Annotated in this window: 15 protein-coding genes, 1 tRNA gene and 3 pseudogenes; 10 read left to right on the top strand and 9 right to left on the bottom strand. The window is 68.5% G+C overall.

Annotated elements, in window-relative coordinates:
* Window positions 1–15 precede the first annotated feature (15 nt).
* Window positions 16–525 (bottom strand): DUF664 domain-containing protein, encoded by a 510-nt coding sequence (locus I6J71_RS18770; RefSeq protein WP_370542162.1) that lies wholly within the window; start codon window positions 523–525, stop codon window positions 16–18.
* Between the two features lie 42 nt (window positions 526–567).
* Here I6J71_RS18770 and I6J71_RS18765 point away from each other — a divergent pair, with 42 nt between their 5' ends.
* Window positions 568–1413 carry a hypothetical protein gene (locus tag I6J71_RS18765; protein ID WP_204095887.1) on the top strand — a complete coding sequence of 282 codons (846 nt, stop codon included), beginning with the start codon at window positions 568–570 and terminating at the stop codon, window positions 1411–1413.
* A 1-nt stretch (window position 1414) separates the two neighbouring features.
* Here I6J71_RS18765 and I6J71_RS18760 read toward each other — a convergent pair.
* Window positions 1415–2342 (bottom strand): annotated as a pseudogene (locus tag I6J71_RS18760) (FecCD family ABC transporter permease).
* A 117-nt stretch (window positions 2343–2459) separates the two neighbouring features.
* A pseudogene (locus tag I6J71_RS48390) lies at window positions 2460–3110 on the bottom strand (FecCD family ABC transporter permease); the annotation flags it as partial.
* Here I6J71_RS48390 and I6J71_RS48385 point away from each other — a divergent pair.
* Both I6J71_RS48385 and I6J71_RS18750 read left to right on the top strand, forming a co-directional pair.
* A pseudogene (locus I6J71_RS48385) lies at window positions 3111–3412 on the top strand (methionyl-tRNA formyltransferase); the annotation flags it as partial.
* A 100-nt stretch (window positions 3413–3512) separates the two neighbouring features.
* Window positions 3513–3941 carry a PPOX class F420-dependent oxidoreductase gene (locus I6J71_RS18750; protein ID WP_204095886.1) on the top strand — a complete coding sequence of 143 codons (429 nt, stop codon included), beginning with the start codon at window positions 3513–3515 and terminating at the stop codon, window positions 3939–3941.
* Window positions 3942–3945: 4 nt separating this feature from the next.
* Here the strand turns inward: I6J71_RS18750 and I6J71_RS18745 are convergent, their stop codons facing one another.
* A complete protein-coding gene (locus I6J71_RS18745) occupies window positions 3946–5583 on the bottom strand; it encodes an ABC-F family ATP-binding cassette domain-containing protein (protein ID WP_204095885.1) in 1638 nt (545 codons plus the stop codon).
* A gap of 262 nt (window positions 5584–5845) precedes the next feature.
* Here I6J71_RS18745 and I6J71_RS18740 point away from each other — a divergent pair, with 262 nt between their 5' ends.
* The 4 genes from I6J71_RS18740 (at window position 5846) to I6J71_RS18725 (ending at window position 9023) form a co-directional block, all read left to right on the top strand.
* On the top strand, window positions 5846–6628 hold the full coding sequence (locus I6J71_RS18740; RefSeq protein WP_239155392.1) for a PaaX family transcriptional regulator C-terminal domain-containing protein: 783 nt from the start codon (window positions 5846–5848) through the stop codon (window positions 6626–6628).
* Window positions 6625–7395, top strand: a complete 771-nt coding sequence (locus tag I6J71_RS18735; RefSeq protein WP_204095883.1) for an enoyl-CoA hydratase/isomerase family protein — start codon at window positions 6625–6627, stop codon at window positions 7393–7395. The genes I6J71_RS18740 and I6J71_RS18735 overlap by 4 nt, the downstream gene beginning before the upstream one ends.
* 201 nt (window positions 7396–7596) lie before the next feature.
* Window positions 7597–8781, top strand: a complete 1185-nt coding sequence (locus I6J71_RS18730) for an alginate lyase family protein (RefSeq protein ID WP_204095882.1) — start codon at window positions 7597–7599, stop codon at window positions 8779–8781.
* Between the two features lie 168 nt (window positions 8782–8949).
* Window positions 8950–9023, top strand: a tRNA-Pro gene (locus I6J71_RS18725).
* Window positions 9024–9270: 247 nt separating this feature from the next.
* Here I6J71_RS18725 and I6J71_RS48380 read toward each other — a convergent pair.
* Window positions 9271–9468, bottom strand: a complete 198-nt coding sequence (locus I6J71_RS48380; RefSeq protein ID WP_239155016.1) for a hypothetical protein — start codon at window positions 9466–9468, stop codon at window positions 9271–9273.
* 204 nt (window positions 9469–9672) lie between these two features.
* Here I6J71_RS48380 and mihF point away from each other — a divergent pair, with 204 nt between their 5' ends.
* Together mihF and I6J71_RS18710 are read left to right on the top strand one after the other, a co-directional pair.
* Window positions 9673–9990: an integration host factor, actinobacterial type gene (mihF, locus tag I6J71_RS18715; RefSeq protein ID WP_204095881.1), complete on the top strand. Its 318-nt coding sequence runs from the start codon at window positions 9673–9675 to the stop codon at window positions 9988–9990.
* 917 nt (window positions 9991–10907) lie between these two features.
* Complete coding sequence (locus I6J71_RS18710; protein ID WP_239155014.1) at window positions 10908–11291, top strand: cupin domain-containing protein; 384 nt, start codon at window positions 10908–10910, stop codon at window positions 11289–11291.
* 619 nt (window positions 11292–11910) lie between these two features.
* On the opposite strand, the gene I6J71_RS18705 is transcribed toward I6J71_RS18710, so the two are convergent.
* A complete protein-coding gene (locus I6J71_RS18705; RefSeq protein WP_204095879.1) occupies window positions 11911–12135 on the bottom strand; it encodes a hypothetical protein in 225 nt (74 codons plus the stop codon).
* A gap of 296 nt (window positions 12136–12431) precedes the next feature.
* Between I6J71_RS18705 and I6J71_RS18700 the strand changes: the two genes are divergently transcribed.
* Window positions 12432–12854, top strand: coding sequence for a GNAT family N-acetyltransferase (locus I6J71_RS18700; protein WP_239155391.1), 423 nt, complete (start codon window positions 12432–12434; stop codon window positions 12852–12854).
* Window positions 12855–13279: 425 nt separating this feature from the next.
* Here the strand turns inward: I6J71_RS18700 and I6J71_RS18695 are convergent, their stop codons facing one another.
* The 3 genes from I6J71_RS18695 to I6J71_RS18685 all read right to left on the bottom strand — a co-directional run bounded on the left by I6J71_RS18695 (window position 13280) and on the right by I6J71_RS18685 (window position 17054).
* The gene (locus I6J71_RS18695; protein ID WP_204095877.1) at window positions 13280–13852 is read right to left on the bottom strand and encodes a hypothetical protein; all 573 of its coding nucleotides are present in this window, start codon (window positions 13850–13852) and stop codon (window positions 13280–13282) included.
* Window positions 13849–15840, bottom strand: a complete 1992-nt coding sequence (locus I6J71_RS18690) for a hypothetical protein (protein ID WP_204095876.1) — start codon at window positions 15838–15840, stop codon at window positions 13849–13851. Before I6J71_RS18690 ends, I6J71_RS18695 begins: the two co-directional genes overlap by 4 nt.
* Before the next feature lie 695 nt (window positions 15841–16535).
* Window positions 16536–17054, bottom strand: coding sequence for an AAA family ATPase (locus tag I6J71_RS18685; protein ID WP_204095875.1), 519 nt, complete (start codon window positions 17052–17054; stop codon window positions 16536–16538).
* Window positions 17055–17101: the final 47 nt, after the last annotated feature.

The raw sequence follows: 17101 nt of genomic DNA, 5'->3' as shown, positions 1-17101 counted from the left end.
AGCGTAGCGCGCCGCTCACTCCCCCACTTCGCCGTCGGCGAGTTCACGCAGGGTGTCGAGGTGACCGACGTGCCGGCCGGTTTCCTGGACGACGTGGGCCGGGACCCAGCGGACGGTGAAATCGCCGCTGCGGCGCGTCCGGTCGTCCGGCGCGAGGCCGGTCAGGGCGGCCGCCGAGTGCGTCCACTCGGCCTGGTAGGGGGCGGTGACCGAAGCGGGGTCGGCGGCCTGGGTGAGGTCCCAGCTCGGATCGGGGGAGCCGGCCCAGAGGGCCGGTGGTGAAGAGCTGCCGACTTCGATCGACAGCCACCAGCGTTCGACAGCCACCAGCGTTCGACAGCCGTCAGGTGCTCGACCACGCCGAGGGCGCTCGTGCGGGGTGACGCGGGCAGGGGTGTCGAGTCCGGCGAGCTTGTTCACGGGCGTGGCTCGCAACAAGCCGACGAACCGAATCTGGACGGTCAGCTCGTCGCCGCCCAGGGGATCGGGCCAGGTGCGCTCGACCTTCGAACTCCTGTTCGACATGGTGCGGAGCGTAGCGCGGCCCGCCCGGAATAGGGTGGCGTCATGGTGTGGGGACTCCTGTGTGCGCTGCTGTCGGCCGTGGCGTACGGCATCGCTTCGGTGCTGCAGGCCGTCGCGGCGAAGGCGGCGCCCGACGCCGGCGCCGGGGTCGATCCGCGCCTGCTGCTGCGTGTGCTGCGGCAGGGGAAATACGTGGCGGGCCTGGGCCTGGACGTGCTCGGCTTCGTCGCGCAGCTGGCCGCCCTGCACGTGCTGCCGCTGTTCGTGGTGCAGGCGACGCAGGCCGCGAGCCTGGCGGTCACGGCCGTGGCGGTGCGGGTGCTCGGCGTGCGGCTCGGCCCGCGCGAGTGGGCGGCGGTCGCCGTGGTCTGCACCGGGCTCGCGCTGCTCGGGGCTTCGGCGCAGAGCGAGGGATCGGAGGCGGTCGGGCTGGACTTCCGGCTCGCGCTCGCGGGAGCCGTCGTGGTGCTGGGGCTGGCCGGGATCATGGCGGGCAAGGCGAGCCGCCGCGTGCGCACGCCCGCACTGGGCCTGATCGCGGGCCTGAGCTTCGGGCTCGTCGCCGTGGCGGGCCGGATCATCCCGAGCTTCGCGCCGCTTGACCTGCTCACCGACCCGGCGCTCTACCTCGTCGCCGTCTCCGGTGGCATGGCGATGTTGTTCTTCGCCACGGCGTTGCAGCGCGGCAGCGTCACGACGTCGACGGCGATGATGGTGCTCGGCGAGACCGTGCTGCCCTCGCTCATCGGCGTCCTGCTGCTCGGCGACCGCACACGGCCCGGATTCGCCGCCGTGGCCGTCGCCGGGTTCGTGCTCGCGGTGAGCGCCGCGCTCGCGCTGGCCCGCTTCGGCGAGCCGGCCCCGATCGACCAGGCCGCAACGCGCTGACTCAGCCCCGGTTGCGCCGCCACTGGTTGGTGAGCAGCCACATCAGGTACAGCCCGCCGATGGCGCCGGTCACGATGCCGACGGGCAGGCCTTCCTCACCGAACACCAGCCGCGTCACGAGGTCGCTCGCCACGAGCAGCAGCGCCCATCAGCGCCGAGGACACCAGCGCCGGTTTCGCCGAGCGCGCCAGCCGTTTCGCCAGCTGCGGCGCGGCGAGCGCGACGAACGCGGTGGGTCCCGCCGCGGCCGTCGCGATCGCGCACAGCGTCACGGCCACCACGAGCAGCACCCCGCGGCTGCGTTCGACCGGCACGCCGAGCCCCTTGGCCGCGTCGTCGCCCATCTCCAGCAGCGCGAGCCTGCGGCCGAAGCCGAACGCCATCGGCAGCAGGACCACCACGGCGATCGCGACCGGCCAGATCTCGTCCCAGCCCCGGCCGCTGAGCCCGCCGACGAGCCACGCCTGCGCGGCGAAGGCGTCCTGGATCGACAACCGCGTGAGCAGGTACGAGTTGGCGGCGGTCAGCATCGCGGCCACGCCGATGCCCACGAGGATCATCCGAAAGCCCTGCACGCCGCGCCGGAACGCGAGCAAGCCCACGGTGAGCGCGGTGAGCACGCCACCGGCGAGCGCGCCGAGCGCCACCGAACCGGAGCCGCCGTGCGCCAGCACGATCATCAGCAGTGCGCCGGTCGCCGAGCCCTCGGTGAACCCGATGACGTCCGGGCTGCCCAGCGGGTTGCCGGACAGGCTCTGCAGCACGCCGCCGCTCACCGCCAGCGACGCGCCGACCAGGATCGCAAGGAGCAGCCGGAGCAGCCGGGGCAGCCGCAGTGTGGTCACGATGAACTCCGTGCCCGCGCCGCCGAAGCCGAAGAGCGTCTTCACGACGTCGAGCACCGAAAGCGGGTAGTCGCTCGTCGTCATGCTCACGGCGCTGAGCACGAGCAGCACCACGAACAGGGCGAGCCCCACCACGAGCGCGCGCGGGGGCCACGCGCAGCGAAACCCGCCGGACGTGGACCGGCCGTTCCCCGATGGCCGTCACAGGCGTGCCAGCTTCCGGCGCCGGCACAGCGCGATGAAGACCGGCGCGCCGAGGAACGCGGTCACGATGCCGGCCTGCAGTTCCTCCGGCGGGTTCAGGACGCGCCCGAGCACGTCCGACGCGATCAGCAGCACGGGCGAGAGGATCATCGAAAACGGCAGCATCCACCGCTGGTCCGGACCCACGAGGATCCGCACGGCCTGCGGTACCGCGAGCCCGATGAACGCGATCGGCCCGATCGCCGCGGTCGACGCGCCGCACAGCAGCGTGATCGCGATCGCGCCGAGCACCCGCGTCCGCCCGAGGTGCGCGCCGAGCGCCTTCCCCGTCTGCTTCCCCAGCGCGAGCACGTTGAGCGGGCGCGCGAGCAGCACTGCCAGCACGATCCCGGCGGCGACGAACGGCGACACCTGCACCAGCACGTCCGCGCGCCGGCCGGTGAGCGAGCCGACGTTCCAGAACCGGAACTGGTTGAACGTGTCGGGGTCGATCAGCAGGATCGCGCCGAGGTAGGTCTGCAGCACCGCGGTGAGCGCCGCACCCGACAGCACGAGGCGGTCGGGAGTCGCGCCGCCGCGGCCCGCCGTGCCCAGCAGGTACACCACCACCGACGCAACGGCGGCGCCGAGGAACGCGAACCACGCGTGTGGCCGGCCGCGGACATCGAACGCCTGGTGCGCGCGCAGTCGGACCCGTACCCGAACGCGTTCGCGTACCGTCGCGGCGCCCCGCTGCGGATCGTCCGAGCCTCGGTGTCGGCGGGCCGCTACGGCGGCACGCCCGGGCGCATCTTCATCAGGGAAGGCGACGGCGTGGTGATCGTCGCCGGCCCGGACGCGCGTCGCGGTCGCTCCTGCTGGTCGAGCGCGTCCGCACGGCCGACGGCACCGACCTCGCGGCGGTGGACTACTTCACGGCGATGGGCGGGTACCTCACCGACCGCCCGTGAGAGTGCGAAGCGCCGGAATTGTCGGCGCGCCGGGGTACGGTGGCCACAACCGTTTCCCGGCGGGGGTGCCGGGTGCCACGACCCTGGGGAGGGACCCTTCATGCCCACGCCGATGTCCGCCGAGCGCGCCCGCGAATTCCTCGCGGAGGGCAACCGCAGCGCCGTGCTCGCCACGGTCCGTGCCGACGGTCGGCCGCACGCCGTGCCGGTCTGGTACGCGCCGGACGGTGCCGATCTGGTGGTCAACATCAGCCAGGACACCGTGAAGGGCCGCGCGATCGCGGCGTCCGGGCAAGTCGCGCTGGTGGTTCAGGAGGACGCGCCGCCGTACACGTTCGTCACCGTGGACGGCACGGCGGAGATCGTCACCGACCCCACGCGGGTCCGGGCCGGGTCGGAGCTGATCGCGCGCCGCTACCTGCCCGCCGAGGCCGTGGACGGGTTCGTCGGCTACGCCACCGCGCCGGGCAAGGTACTCGTGGTGATCCACCCCGCCCACACCGTCGGCGTCGACGCCGTGGCCGGCTGAGCGCTCAGCTCTCGGTGACCTTGCCGTCGGCGACTTCGAAGCGGCGGGTCACCGAGACGGACTCCAGCATGCGGCGGTCGTGCGTCACCAGGAGCAGCGTGCCCGGGTAACGGTCCAAAGCGGACTCCAGCTGCTCGATCGCGGGCAGGTCCAGGTGGTTGGTCGGCTCGTCGAGCACGAGCAGGTTCACCCCGCGCGCCTGCAACAGCGCCAGCGCGGCGCGCGTGCGTTCGCCGGGCGACAGCGTCGAGGCGGGGCGCAGCACGTGCGCGGCCTTGAGGCCGAACTTGGCGAGCAGCGTGCGGACGTCGGCGTCGGACAGCGCCGGCACCTCCAGCCCGAACGCCTCGGTCAGCGGGACGTCGCCCAGGAACAGCCGCCGCGCCTGGTCGACTTCGCCCACGACGACACCGGGGCCGAGCGCCGCGCTGCCCTCGTCGAGCGGCAGCCGGCCGAGCAACGCGGCCAGCAGCGTCGACTTCCCCGCGCCGTTCGCGCCGGTGATGGCGACCTTGTCCGCCCAGTCCACCTGCAGGTCGACCGGTCCGAGGGTGAACGAGCCCCGCCGCACCACGGCGCCGCGCAGCGCCGCGACCACCGCGCCCGCGCGCGGGGCCGCGGCGATCTCCATCCGCAGCGCCCATTCCTTGCGCGGTTCCTCGACGACCTCGAGCCGTTCGATCATGCGCTCGGTCTGGCGCGCCTTCGCCGCCTGCTTCTCCGTGGACTCGCTGCGGAACTTGCGGCCCGCTTTGTCGTTGTCGGTCGACTTGCGCCGCGCGTTCTTGACGCCCTTCTCCATCCACGCGCGCTGCATCTGCCCGCGGGCCTCCAGCGACGCCTTCGTGGTGGCGTATTCCTCGTACTCCTCGCGCGCGTGCCGCCGGGCGACGGCCCGTTCCTCCAAATAGGACTCGTACCCGCCGCCGTAGGAATTCACCTGCTGTTGTGCGAGATCCAGCTCCACGACGCGGTCGACGGTGCGCGCGAGGAACTCGCGGTCGTGGCTGACGAGCACGGTCCCGGCGCGCAGGCCGGTGACGAACCGCTCCAGCCGGGTGAGGCCGTCGAGGTCGAGGTCATTGGTGGGCTCGTCGAGCAGGAACACGTCGTAGCGGCTCAGCAGCAGCGACGCGAGCCCGGCGCGCGCGGCCTGGCCACCAGACAGCGACACCATCGGCTGGTCCAGGTCCACCGCCAGCCCCAGCTCCGCCGCGACCTCTCCGGCACGGTCGTCCAAGTCGGCGCCGCCGAGCGCGAGCCAGCGGTCCAGCGCGGCGCCGTACGCGTCGTCCGCTCCGGTGGCCCCGTCCGTGAGCGCTTCGGTGGCGGCGTCGAGGTCGCGCTGCGCGTCGGTGACCCCGGTGCGGCGCGCGAGGAACTGCCGCACCGACTCCCCCGCCCGCCGTTCGGGCTCCTGGGGGAGGTGACCGACGGTGGCCGTGGGCGGGTTCAGGCGGATCTCCCCCGCCTCGGAGGGCTGCAGGCCGGCCAGTGTCCGCAGCAACGTGGACTTGCCGGCGCCGTTGACGCCGACGAGCCCGACGACGTCGCCGGGGGCCACGACCAGGTCGAGGCCGGAGAACAGGATGCGGTCGCCGTGGCCCGCGGCCAGGCCCTTCGCGACGAGTGTTGCGCTCATTTCGCAGCTGAGTCTACGGGGACGCCCGCACTCGGCGGACTCGCTCCCAGTGTGTCGAGTGTCGTCCCGGTCACTCATCGTGGGTACCCTGGGCGGGTTGCGAATCCAGCGAGCAGTGAGGTCGGTGAAGACGATGGCGGAACCCGCCGGCACGGTCGCACTCGGCCAGAGGGCGAAGCAGCGGGAGCCCGGCTCGGCGCTGCCCCGGCCGACGGTCAGCAGGCGCCGCGAGGTCAGCCACGCGAGTGCCCGCTCACTGTTGATGACCGTGCTCGGTGAGTACGTGCTGCCGCGCGACCGTCCCGTGTGGACGTCGACGTTGGTGGAGGCGCTGGGCATGCTCGACATCGAGGAGAAGTCGGCGCGCCAGGCGCTCGCGCGGTCGGCCGCCGAGGGCTGGCTGGTGTCCGAACGCGTCGGCCGCCGCGTCCGCTGGTCCCTCACGCCGCCGGGCCGACGGCTGCTCACCGAGGGCGCCGAGCGGATCTACGCCTTCGGCCGCGAGGCCGTCGCGTGGGAGGGTCGCTGGCTCATGCTCATCGTGTCGGTGCCCGAGGCCAAACGCGACCTCCGCCACCGCCTCCGCACCCGCCTGACCTGGGCCGGCTTCGGCTCGCCCGTCGCCGGTGTCTGGGTGTGCCCCGACCCGAGCCGTCAGCACGAGGCGCAGCAGATCGTCGCCGAGCTCCAGCTCGACGCCCAGGCGATGTCGTTCACCGCGCAGTACGGCGACGTCGGCGAGCAGGACAGCATGGTCGAGCGGTCCTGGGACCTGTCCGAGCTGACCGACCGCTACGAGGACTTCATCGACCGCTTCACCGGCCTGCGCCCGGCCGGCGGTCCGGCCGTGCTGCGCGCACAGACCGAACTCGTGCACGAATGGCGCCGCTTCCCGTTCCTCGACCCGAGATTGCCCACCGAGCTCCTGCCCGCGGAGTGGAGCGGCCGCAAGGCGAGCGAACTGTTCCACTGCAAGCACGTCGAGTGGCGCCCGGAAGCGCAGGCCTACTGGGACAAGCTGGTGGAAACCGAGGAGAAGGCGTGACACACCTGGACCGCGAGGGCGGCCTGGCGGTCCTGACCATCGACGAACCGCCGCTGAACCTGTACACGGCTTCCTTGCAGTCTTCGCTCCTGGACGCCCTATCGTCGCTGGAGACCACGCCGGCCCGGGCGCTGCTCATCCGCGCCGAGGGCCGCGTCGTGAGCGGTGGCGTCGACGTCGCCCTGTTCGGCGCCCAGGGTTCGGCGGCCGAGGCCCGCGTCTTCTTCGACTCGTTGATGACGGTGCCCGACCGCCTCGCCGCCCTGCCGTTCCCCACGGTCTTCGCGGCCCACGGCTTGTGCCTCACATGGGCGTTCGAGGTCGCCCTCGCCTGCGACCTGCTCTTGGCGGCTTCGAGCGCAAAGTTCGGCTTGGTGGAGAAGGTCGTCGGCCTGACCCCGGCGATGGGCGGCACCCAGCGTTTGGCCGCGCGAGCCGGCGTCGCCCGCGCCAAGGAATTCGTCTACACGGGCGAGACCCATTCCGCCTCGGCGCTGGAGCGCTGGAACGTCGTCAACCGGGTCCTGCCGGACGAAGATTTCGACTCCGCCGCTCGTTCCTTCGCCGCCGGTCTCGCCGCCGGCCCGACGCGGGCCCACGCCGCCACCAAGCGCGTCCTGGCCCACTTCGAACACGGCGGTGTCCCGGAGGCCAACGCACACGTCACGGCCATCGCCGCGGACCTGTTCGACACCGAGGACCTCCGCGGCGCCGTGAAGTCGTTCCTCACCGACGGCCCGGGCAAGGCCACCTTCACCGGCCGCTGAAAGGCGAGCGCGCGCGTCCGCGCTGTACCTGAGAACGGGCCGAGGCAGACCCTCTCATTCAGCCCGCTGAACACGGTTTTCCAACGCGAACAATGTCCACGTTTGCGCTTGACGATAGTGGTCTGGACCACCACACTGAACGCAGCGCTCACCGGTGATCGAGATCGACGACGACCTCCCATCCCCCCACCGAGGAGAGCCATGTCCACACGCCGATCGAGGAAGCTCTGGTCCCTCGCCGCGTTGATCCCCGTCAGCCTGGGGCTGCTGACCACGCCGGTGCCGGCGTCGGCAGCGCCCGCCGCGTTCACGCACCCGGGTGTGCTCGTGAGCAAGTCGCAGCTGGATTTCGTCCGTGACAAGGTGAACGCCGGCGCGCAGCCGTGGAAGAGCGCGTACGACCAGATGATGGGCAGCGAATACGCCTCGCTGTCGCGCACCCCGAAACCGCGTTCGGTTGTCGAGTGCGGCTCGTACTCCAACCCGAACTACGGCTGCACAGACGAACGCGAAGACGCCATCGCCGCGTACACCGACGCCCTCGCCTGGTACCTCACGCAGGACGCCCGCTACGCACAGAAGTCCATCGCCCTGATGGACGCGTGGTCAGGCACGATCACGAGCCACACCAACAGCAACGCGCCGCTGCAGACCGGCTGGGCGGGCGCTTCGTGGTCGCGCGCCGCCGAGCTCATCAAGTCGACCTATTCGAGCTGGCCCAACGCCGGCCGGTTCGCGACGATGCTGCGCACCGTCTACCTGCCGAACCTGCTCGTGGGCAGCAACAGCAACGGCAACTGGGAACTCGTGATGATGGAGGCGGCCGTCGGCATCTCCGTCTTCCTCGACGACAAGTCGAGCTACGACCAGGCCATGACGCGCTACCGCAACCGCGTGGCCGCCTACGTCTACCTCTCCGCCGACGGCGCCCTCCCCAAGACCGTCCCCGGCAGCGGCCTCTCGACGCGCGACCAGATCGTGAACTACTGGCAGAAGCAGAGCACCTTCATGACCGGCCTCACCCAGGAAACCTGCCGTGACTTCGTCCACACCGGCTACGGCATCGCCTCCATCGCCGACGTGGCCGAAACCGCGCGCATCCAGGGCCAGGACCTGTACTCCACCGACGTCGGCGAACGCCTGCGCCAGGCCCTCGGCTTCCAGTCCAAGTACGAACTCGGCGCCGCCGTCCCCGCCGACCTCTGCGGCGGCCACCTGAACCTCGGCCTCGGCCCGGTGACCGAAGTGGGCTTCAACGCCCTCCACGGCCGCCTCGGCATCGCCATGACCAACACCCAGACCCTCACCGAACGCCAACGCCCGGCCGGCACCAACAACCTCTTCGTGGCCTGGCAAACCCTCACCCACGCCGACAACCCCAACTGACCCCGCTGCAGCCCGGGACCCGCCCTGCCCGCGGGTCCCGGGCTCACGCTCTGTGGCCATGGTTTCCGCAGGTCAGGCCACAAATGTGGACCTCCTTGCAACCCCCTGATCGCGACCCGCTACAGTACTCACATCGAGCTTCACGGAGCACTCCGGGAAGCACGGGTCCGGGCTGTGGCGCAGTTTGGTAGCGCACTTGACTGGGGGTCAAGGGGTCGCAGGTTCAAATCCTGTCAGCCCGACCGGATCAAAAGGGGCGCCTGAGCGGCAACACCGCAGCTCAAGCGCCCCTTTCGCGTTCATGCGCCATCGCGGCCATGATCCCCGCTGTGGACCATTTGTGGACATGCCTGACTACGGTTCCCCGACCCTTCGGCCACGATGCCGTCCATCGCCGTCGAAGCCTCAACCATCACCGGCCGAATCTGGTGCCAGTAGACCCGCTCGGTCACCGCCGTCCCCCTGTGCCCCCACAACCGTGCGATGTCCTCAATCGGCACCTTCGCGTCCGAGAGCAGCGACACGAAGCAATGCCGCATCTCCCGCGGGCGTCCACTCCCCCGGCTCCAGGCCAGCAGCCTCCGGCGGGGTGACTGCAACCTCCAGCTCGCCGAAGTCGTCGACCGCGTGCTGCGCCCGGTCGGGCAGATAGCCTGAGACGCGGAACCCGTAGCTGGTCTGCGACACCGGACGCCTCCTGTGTAAGCCCTCGCCGCCACGGTCGCGCGGTTGTGGGCAGGCGTCCTCGCTCTCGCCGGATGAGCTCGGCCGGGCGGCGGCGTGCTTCGAGATCTCCGCCAGCCAGCCAGACGGCCCAGCGGCGGGTAGGTTCGAGTCGGCCGTGACGGTACCGGCCCGGACTGCTTGATCTTGGAGCCGACCATGCCTCCTGTGCCGGCGCGGACCAGCGCGCAGCGGCATGCCGCGTTGGACAAGGCGAAGCTGCTGCGCCACCAGAGAACCGAGCTGTTGGCGGCCGTGAAGAACGGCGTCGTCACGCTGCCTGGCGTCTTGGAGCAAGCCGACGCTGACCCGGACGGTCCGGCCGCCCGGACCCGGGTGCGGCTGGTGTTGAGTTCCCTACCCGGTTTCGGCCCGGTGACGGCGCAGCGGCTGATGGATGAGGTCGGGATCTCCGCTTCTCGACGTGTCCGCGGCCTGGGTGTGAGGCAGCGGAACTTGCTGGTCGCTGCGGTCGAGTGGGCGTAGTCCATGCGGGCGGAGGTTCTCGCTGAGACGCTCCCCAACTTCACGGACGACCGCGGCAACCGGCCCGTGGAAACTCGGCCGGGGTCTAAACCACGCATCGACGGATACGCCTCGGTCTGCCCCGCTGGGGCTGGAGTCCCGCCGGTCAAGCAGTCGGCCGGCGGGAATCTCCTCGTACTTCGCCGGGGAGCGGATTCGCCTCGCCGAAACGTGCGAAGGAGACCGCGACCTCACGCAGTTTGGTGTGTTTCCTGAGACACGGAGCGAAGAGCTTGGAAGGCCTCGTCGGGACCACAGCCGTGGCGCTCCCACCACCTGCCGGGTACTGGAGCGGCACAAGCACGCAGTCAACGTCGTGGCCCACCTGGCAGTGCTCCGAAGTCGGTCAACGATCACCCGAAAGCCGAACAGGAGTGCAGGGCGATCGTCGCCAGCTATCCCGAAAATCTGTCGCCTTTGCCCGGGCAACCCGTTTCTTTGAAATACTCGCCGTGCCATCAATCCGTCGCCGTCTTTCTGTCATGGTCATCGTCGGCGCCACAGCCCTGCTCGCCGTGGCCTGGGCGCGTGTCACACCCACCCGACCACGGCCCAGCGGGGTCTATTCACGGAGGTCGCCCCCGGCAGACGGGTCCGGATGAACGCCGGCCAGATCAACAGCACGCGTGATGTTCGCCAGGTGGTGGGCCGACGATCACGACCATGATCGCCGCGATAACCGGGAGGGCGTTGCGATGCCCGGGACCGGTGTCGTCGGACGGCCAGTCGCCGCTCGCGGTGCTCAGGGTGTTCACTAGAACCTGGCTGCGCGGGTGGCCACGGGCTCCAGCCTCGATAAGGAGTCGGTCCGGAAGACTCGGAGGACTTACAAGAGATGCATTCAGTTGGAGAGGGATGAAATGCCTACTGTCACCAACATGGTCCAGAAGGATCTGCTGGAAATTGTGCCGCCGTTCATCGCGCAGGGTTCCTCCGCGATGATCCGGCTCCTCGAGCTACCGCCGGGGGACCCAGGTCTCGCTCCCCACCGTCACTCCGGCCCCGTTTTCGGCTACATGCTCGAGGGTGAGATGCTGTTCGAACTCGAGGGTGAGGCACCTTATCCGATCAAGGCCGGAGAGGCCTTCTGGGAACCAGGTGGTGACGTCATCCATTACACGATCGCCAACCTGCTCCCCGACAAGACGAGCCGTGTCATCGTGGTCGCGATGTGCGCTCCCGGGGTGGAAATGATCACCATGGTCAGTGATGAAGAGCTCGCAGCCAAGGCGAGTGAACGGATTCCTGCCCCGAACCAGTAGCATCCCACCTCCCCCGCCGGCCCCCACGTGGACCAGCGCGTCGGGGCGCCGGCGATCGTGTACACCTCGAGCACGTGTTCAGAGTTTCTTTTCTTGTTCAAGGCGGCCCCTGGGGCCGCGCTGCTATCGGCCGGCACACGCGGGGCCCGCTTCCGGCACCCACGCGACCGGCCGGCGGCTGCACCGGGGGCCGACGACAAGAAGAAAGAACATGTCCTCGCCGGGCGCAGGCACGTTGCGTCCGTCAGTGACCTGTCGCCGTCTCGCCGACCTCCCCGAGGGCTATCACGCCGCGTCAAGGGGGCAGTTCGGCCGGCACGCTCCCGGATCGCATGAAGGCGCCCCTTTGACACGGCGTGATGGGGCTACGCCAGGTCGACGAGATGGCGAAGAGGCCACCCACTTGCAGCTTGCCCAGACAGATTCAACGGCTACTCGGCGGAGGTGCGCTTTATCCGGCGGCCAGTAGATCGAACCGTATCTCCTTCAACGACACCTTCCGTCCAGACTTCACTACCCAGAATGGATCGTCGCGAATGCGAACCAACTGCAAAAGACTTTGGAAATACGCCCATCAACGACGAGGAGGCAGTGGAAGAGGAGCCCCTGATCGGCTTAGCTAGTGCCATTTTTTCTGCCACTTGCGTGATGTATATTTGCACCTTAGAACGATCAAAGAACCCAGATCTTCTCCTGTTTCTGGGTCGCGAATTGATTGAGTACGCTCATCAACGATGTTAAACACCATATCAACCTCAACGCCGTGATTGGCTCCACGGTTGATAATTAGCTCGTCGGATGTGACAATCCTCGCGACGTGCCCCTCGATGCCGACCTCAGGCATCAGGTTCCTCCCTTAGTGTCACACCCGAGTCCGCCTCTAGCTGTTCGGGAGCGATATCTCGCCAGTCTTCCAGTGCATCACTACAGGTCACCTCCGTCAGTTGCTGCAATGCCCCAATTGTCCTGTTCTCGGCGGGCGCGGATCCCGCTCTACGTACCGCGCAGCTCTATCTCGACATCAATGACTCTGTCCACGAGGACGCCGACGACCGATGCACGATCGCCCGAGAGTTCGGCTTCGAGCTGGCCATCGAAAAGCATCCTCTAGCTTGGACCGATAGCGAGCAACCGTTGATCATGCCGCACAACCTCCGGTTCCGGACTCTGGCCGAAGTCGGCCGTGAGCGGCTGGCCAAGGTGATGGCAGGCGCCGTGACAACCACTCTCGACCGCAACGACCGCCTCAACTTGAGCCGACAGGACCCACGAAACTGGACCGGCAGTTTTATTCATCACGATGTGCAGCCCGCCGACGAGAAGTCCTGGCTGCTCGCCGAGTCACCAGACGGCGAGTCAGTCGGAGTTGTCGGAATCAGCGCCGCCGGCGACTCTGCCATACTCTGCCATCTCTGTGTGGTACCTGAGTATCGCGGCCGCCGGCTGGGCGAGCAGCTTGCCTATGCGGGTTACCGAGCGGCTCGCCAGCGCGGCCTCGCGACGATCTATGCCTACGTAGACGCCGTCAACCGGCCCATGGTCGCGACTCCAGGCCGACGATGACCGCAGAATAGGTCCGGTGGAGCACCATCACCGAGTGCCCCGCCCACTCGGCACACTGTGTGGACTGTACGCCAGCCGCCAGCCACCTCGACACTCACGCATATCGCAGGTCGTACGGCCGACGTGCCAGCGGCCATCGATACTCCTCCTCCGACAGCGCGGCTCGGCGAGCGTTGTCCCAGACCGCGCCAGCGTCGACTAGGTGACGTCACCACCGTCGAGGCCCCGGGAACAGCCGGCCGTCCTCCCCGACGCCATATTGCTCGACGTGGCGGGCAGCATCGCGGTCAGCGGAGGTGGGCACGGCACCGGCCCCGCCTCGTCCTTGGCGCGCTGCTTGAGCTGACGACGGTCGCCGGTGTCCGTCCACGCTGCACCCGCGATTGGCGCCCGTCGTGGTGAACAGGGTGGCGTGGATGGATCTTTTACTTTATGGCGGGACCGTTCTCCGTCATCGCTTCGTCGCTCGCCTGCCGTAGCGCGTCATTGAGGGTCTGCTCCCGGATGTTCTGGCGCTCCTGTAGGGCAAGTTCCGCGTCGGCGCGCAGCTTGGACAGGAGGCTGATTTCCCTGACTCGCGCCGCGCTGTTCAGCTCGAACTGTTCGACGGACCGGGCGACCGCGGACAGGGTCAGCGCAAACGCTTGCCGGGTAAGCCCGTCGTTGTACACGATTGCTGAAAAAGTGACAACCACGCCACCCTTTATGTCGGTAGCGTGCGCCTCCACCAGTGGGAACCCGCGCGTCCAGTCGTGCGCGGCCTGTCGAATTCTTTCCAGTGCGGGCGTGTCGTCCCCGGGACTGGTCCACGATTGGTGCACAGCGGCCCGCGTCATGACGTTTGTGCAGGTCACGACCCAGGTGCCGGGGCCGGCTTGAAGGGAGAACGACGGCGCCGGTGTCGCGTCCTTGACGGTTTTGATTTGCGCGGCGGGGGTCACCTCGAGGTCGATCCCCAGGCCTTTGGCCCACCGGGCGAGTGTCGTTGCTTCAGTCATTGTTTCCCACTGATAATGTCTCGAAGTGAGGGCAGGTCTTGCAGGGAGCATGGAGTGAAATTTTCGCCTCGTGGCAGATTGCGGCGCATGTTCTCCTCGGCATCCCGCACCTCGATCGTGGCACGTTTCAGTTCCATATACGTTTTCGACAGCACGGAAATCGTGGCCTTACGTTGGCTAATGATCACCTTGAGTGAATTGGTAAATTCGTTATCGATCTTGGCTAGACGTGCTCCGTAGAGGGAGTCCAGCTGCTTTTCCCGGTCTTCCTGGTACTTTTCCAGGGTCTTCTCGGTGAACAGGCGCGACGCGGCGTGCGTAGCCCACTCGGCCAATTTGTCATCGGTCAGCCATGCGAGCGCCGTGGTCCCCATCTTGCCGAACTTGCCACCCAGCATCTGGACCGCATCCAGTGCGTAGAACAGCATCCAACCGGCCCGCACGTCGGATTCAATCCAACTTTGACTATCCAATTGATCCTCGACGAACTTCCGGTCGTCGGCAATTCCCTTCTGGAGGATGTCTTTCGCGGACCGCTCCTGTTGTTGGATATCCGAGCGCAGTTTGCCGATCCGGTCGGCGATTGCGTGCGCCTTTGCGCACTCGATGTCACGATGGTGACGATCGTCTTCGTAGGAGCCCTCGCTAGCCGGCACACCGGCCGGACGGCGGCGCAGTCCTTTCATCGCGACATACGTCAGTCCGGCGAGCGCCAACAGCGCACCCAGGACGCCCCCGATCAACGGAAGCTTGCCGGCCGCAGGGTGCGGCGGCCCGGGCGCCTGTGGTCCAGGGCCCGGCGGGCCGAGCGGCGGCGCGGGAGGCGGCACCGCGCCGCCGACCCGAGTAAGCGGCTGGGCCTGTGGATCGGTGCTGATGTTGTTCGTGCTGTCTGTCGCCTCCACCCGGACCGAGTGGTCACCGACAGTGATGTTGTCGAGGTTCAGCACGTTGTCCTGGATGCTGGCCACGTTGTCGCTGGCCGGGGTGAGGTCATGGTCGTCGTAGGCCCAGGTGTAGGTCAGCCGCGCGTTGGGGGCCTGGTTGGTCACCGTCGCCGTGCAGGTGGCCGTCCCGTTGGGGTCGAGGGTGGACGTGTCGCAGGTGAGGGCCGCGGTCAACGGCTGCCGGGTGTACGGCCCGCTGGTCTGCGGAACTGCGCTGAGGTTGTTCGCGGTGTCGGTGACCAGCAGGCCGATCAGGTGTTCACCGACGCTGAGGCCCGGGATGGTGACCGGGTTGCCGGTGAGCGCGGGTTGGATCTGGCCGTCGACGCTCCACTGGTAGGTGAGCTGGGCGTTGGGAGCGAGGTTGGTCACCGTGGCCGCGCAGGTGAGCTGTCCGGCCTGCAGCATGCCGGGGTCGCAGTCCAAGGTCGCAGCCGGGGGCGCGGCGGGCGGCGGCGCCTGAGCCGCGGCCTGCTGGGAAGCGGTGAACGCCTGGGCGCAGTCCGGCTCGCCGTTGCGCAGGAACACGCCGACCGTGGTGAGGGTTCCGGTCAACTGGACCGTGGATCCCGCCCCGGCGAACTGGCCGTCGATGCGTTCGGTCGTCGACGAATTGTCGGGGTCGGCCCAGGTGGCGCTGAAGCTGTTGTCCGGCGCCAGCGTTCCGGAGAACTGGTAGTTCGCCGGGTAATCCCCGGCGGGACCGTGGCGCAGGATCAGCGGCGTGAGCGTAATGTTCGTCCCGGTGACCTGTACCGGTATTCGGCCGTCGTCGCCCTCAACCAGGATCTGGGCCCCGTCCAAAGCGGGTGGGCAGTACTGTCCCGTGGCGCTGGTGACCTTCACCGGCTGGTAGTCACCCGTCAGGTTGACCGCAGGCTGACCCACCGCGGGGACGGTAAACAGGAAAGCACAGCCGAAAACGACGCCGAGCACGGCACCGAGCAAAGCCAATCGATACCAACGCCTTCGGCCCACACGATACGGGCGGTCGCGCCGGCAGACGTGGCTTACCTGGGCTATGTTCTCGCCATCGTCCATAAGAACCACCCGAACTTGTGTGGCGGCACCTCAGACCGTCACCGTCTCACGCACGGAGTACGCCAACCGACAGGCCGACGAACCCTAGTTTCTCCCTGGCTTCCTAATCACCCTCCACCTGCTTCGTCGGTTTGGTCCCATGAGGCGACTTGCCCGACTCCAGCAGCAGGGTCGAACGTCACTCGTCTGACGGGCAAAGGCCTCCGGAGCCGCCCACTGCCGTCGCGCATGCCGAAACCATCTGTGGACCGACCGCGGTTCTTTAAGCGGAGAAGGCGGTCACGCTTCGAGACGTCGACCTCAAGCTGCCGCCAAAGGACCGGGGCGAGCTGCTGCCGGCGGAGAACGCGCCGATCGCGAGTGCCGGTCGCGCTGAACGCGGGGCTCGACCGAGCCCCGGCCGTGGTCGAGAGGCCGCACTCGTCAGGACGTGAGTCCGGTCCTCTCCCATGGTGCATGGAGGTCCGGCGGCGGGTGAAACCAGCCACGTGCCTTGTATGGTTGGGGCCGGGCTCCGGGCACGCTCACGGCTTCGCGCGTTCTATGCCCGGTCCACGCAACGTCGGGACCCGACGCTGCGAAGGTCAGGGGCCGTTTCCTGGCCGGCTTCAAAACCCATCCATTGAGAGCCCGAATCTCACGAGGCTTGGCCCGGAGCCTTGGCCGCTAGCGCTCCATCTGTGTGACAGTCGACCTCAACTCTTGAGGTCCTGCGCAATCTGCGCGGCCGCCGCGGCGGCGGTGAGGTGCGTGGTGTCCACGACTTCAGCCTCAGCGTGCAGCCAGGTCCCGGCTGCCTCAGCGTAGGGCTCCAGATACTTGAGGCGGAACGGGGACGGGATGGCGTGCTCGCGCTCGATGCGCCCGCGGAGCGTTGGTTGGTCGGCGTGCAGGACGAAGTGCCGCACGGGAATGCCGCGTTGGGCGAGGCCCGTGCAGATCTCGCGCCAGTACTGCTCGACCAGGACGGTCATGGGAATCACCAGCGTGCCGCCGGTGTAGTCCAGGACGCGAGAGGCGGTCTCAACGACCAGCGGTCGCCACGGCGGCCAATGCTGGAAGTTGTCCGTCTCGGGCAGCCCTGGCCTGATGTCCATGAGCGTCTCGCCGACCTTCTCGGCGTCGAACACCCGCGAATCAGGCAACAGCGGTTGCAGGAGAGCGCTGGTCGTCGTCTTGCCTGCACCATGGGTGCCGTTCAGCCAAACGATCACGGGAGGACACACTAGTCTGCCGGCGAGGAAATCGAGTGGAGATCGAC

It is taken from the genome of Amycolatopsis sp. FDAARGOS 1241, from assembly GCF_016889705.1.
GTDB lineage: Bacteria > Actinomycetota > Actinomycetes > Mycobacteriales > Pseudonocardiaceae > Amycolatopsis.
This window is presented reverse-complemented; position numbering and strand designations above follow the sequence as displayed.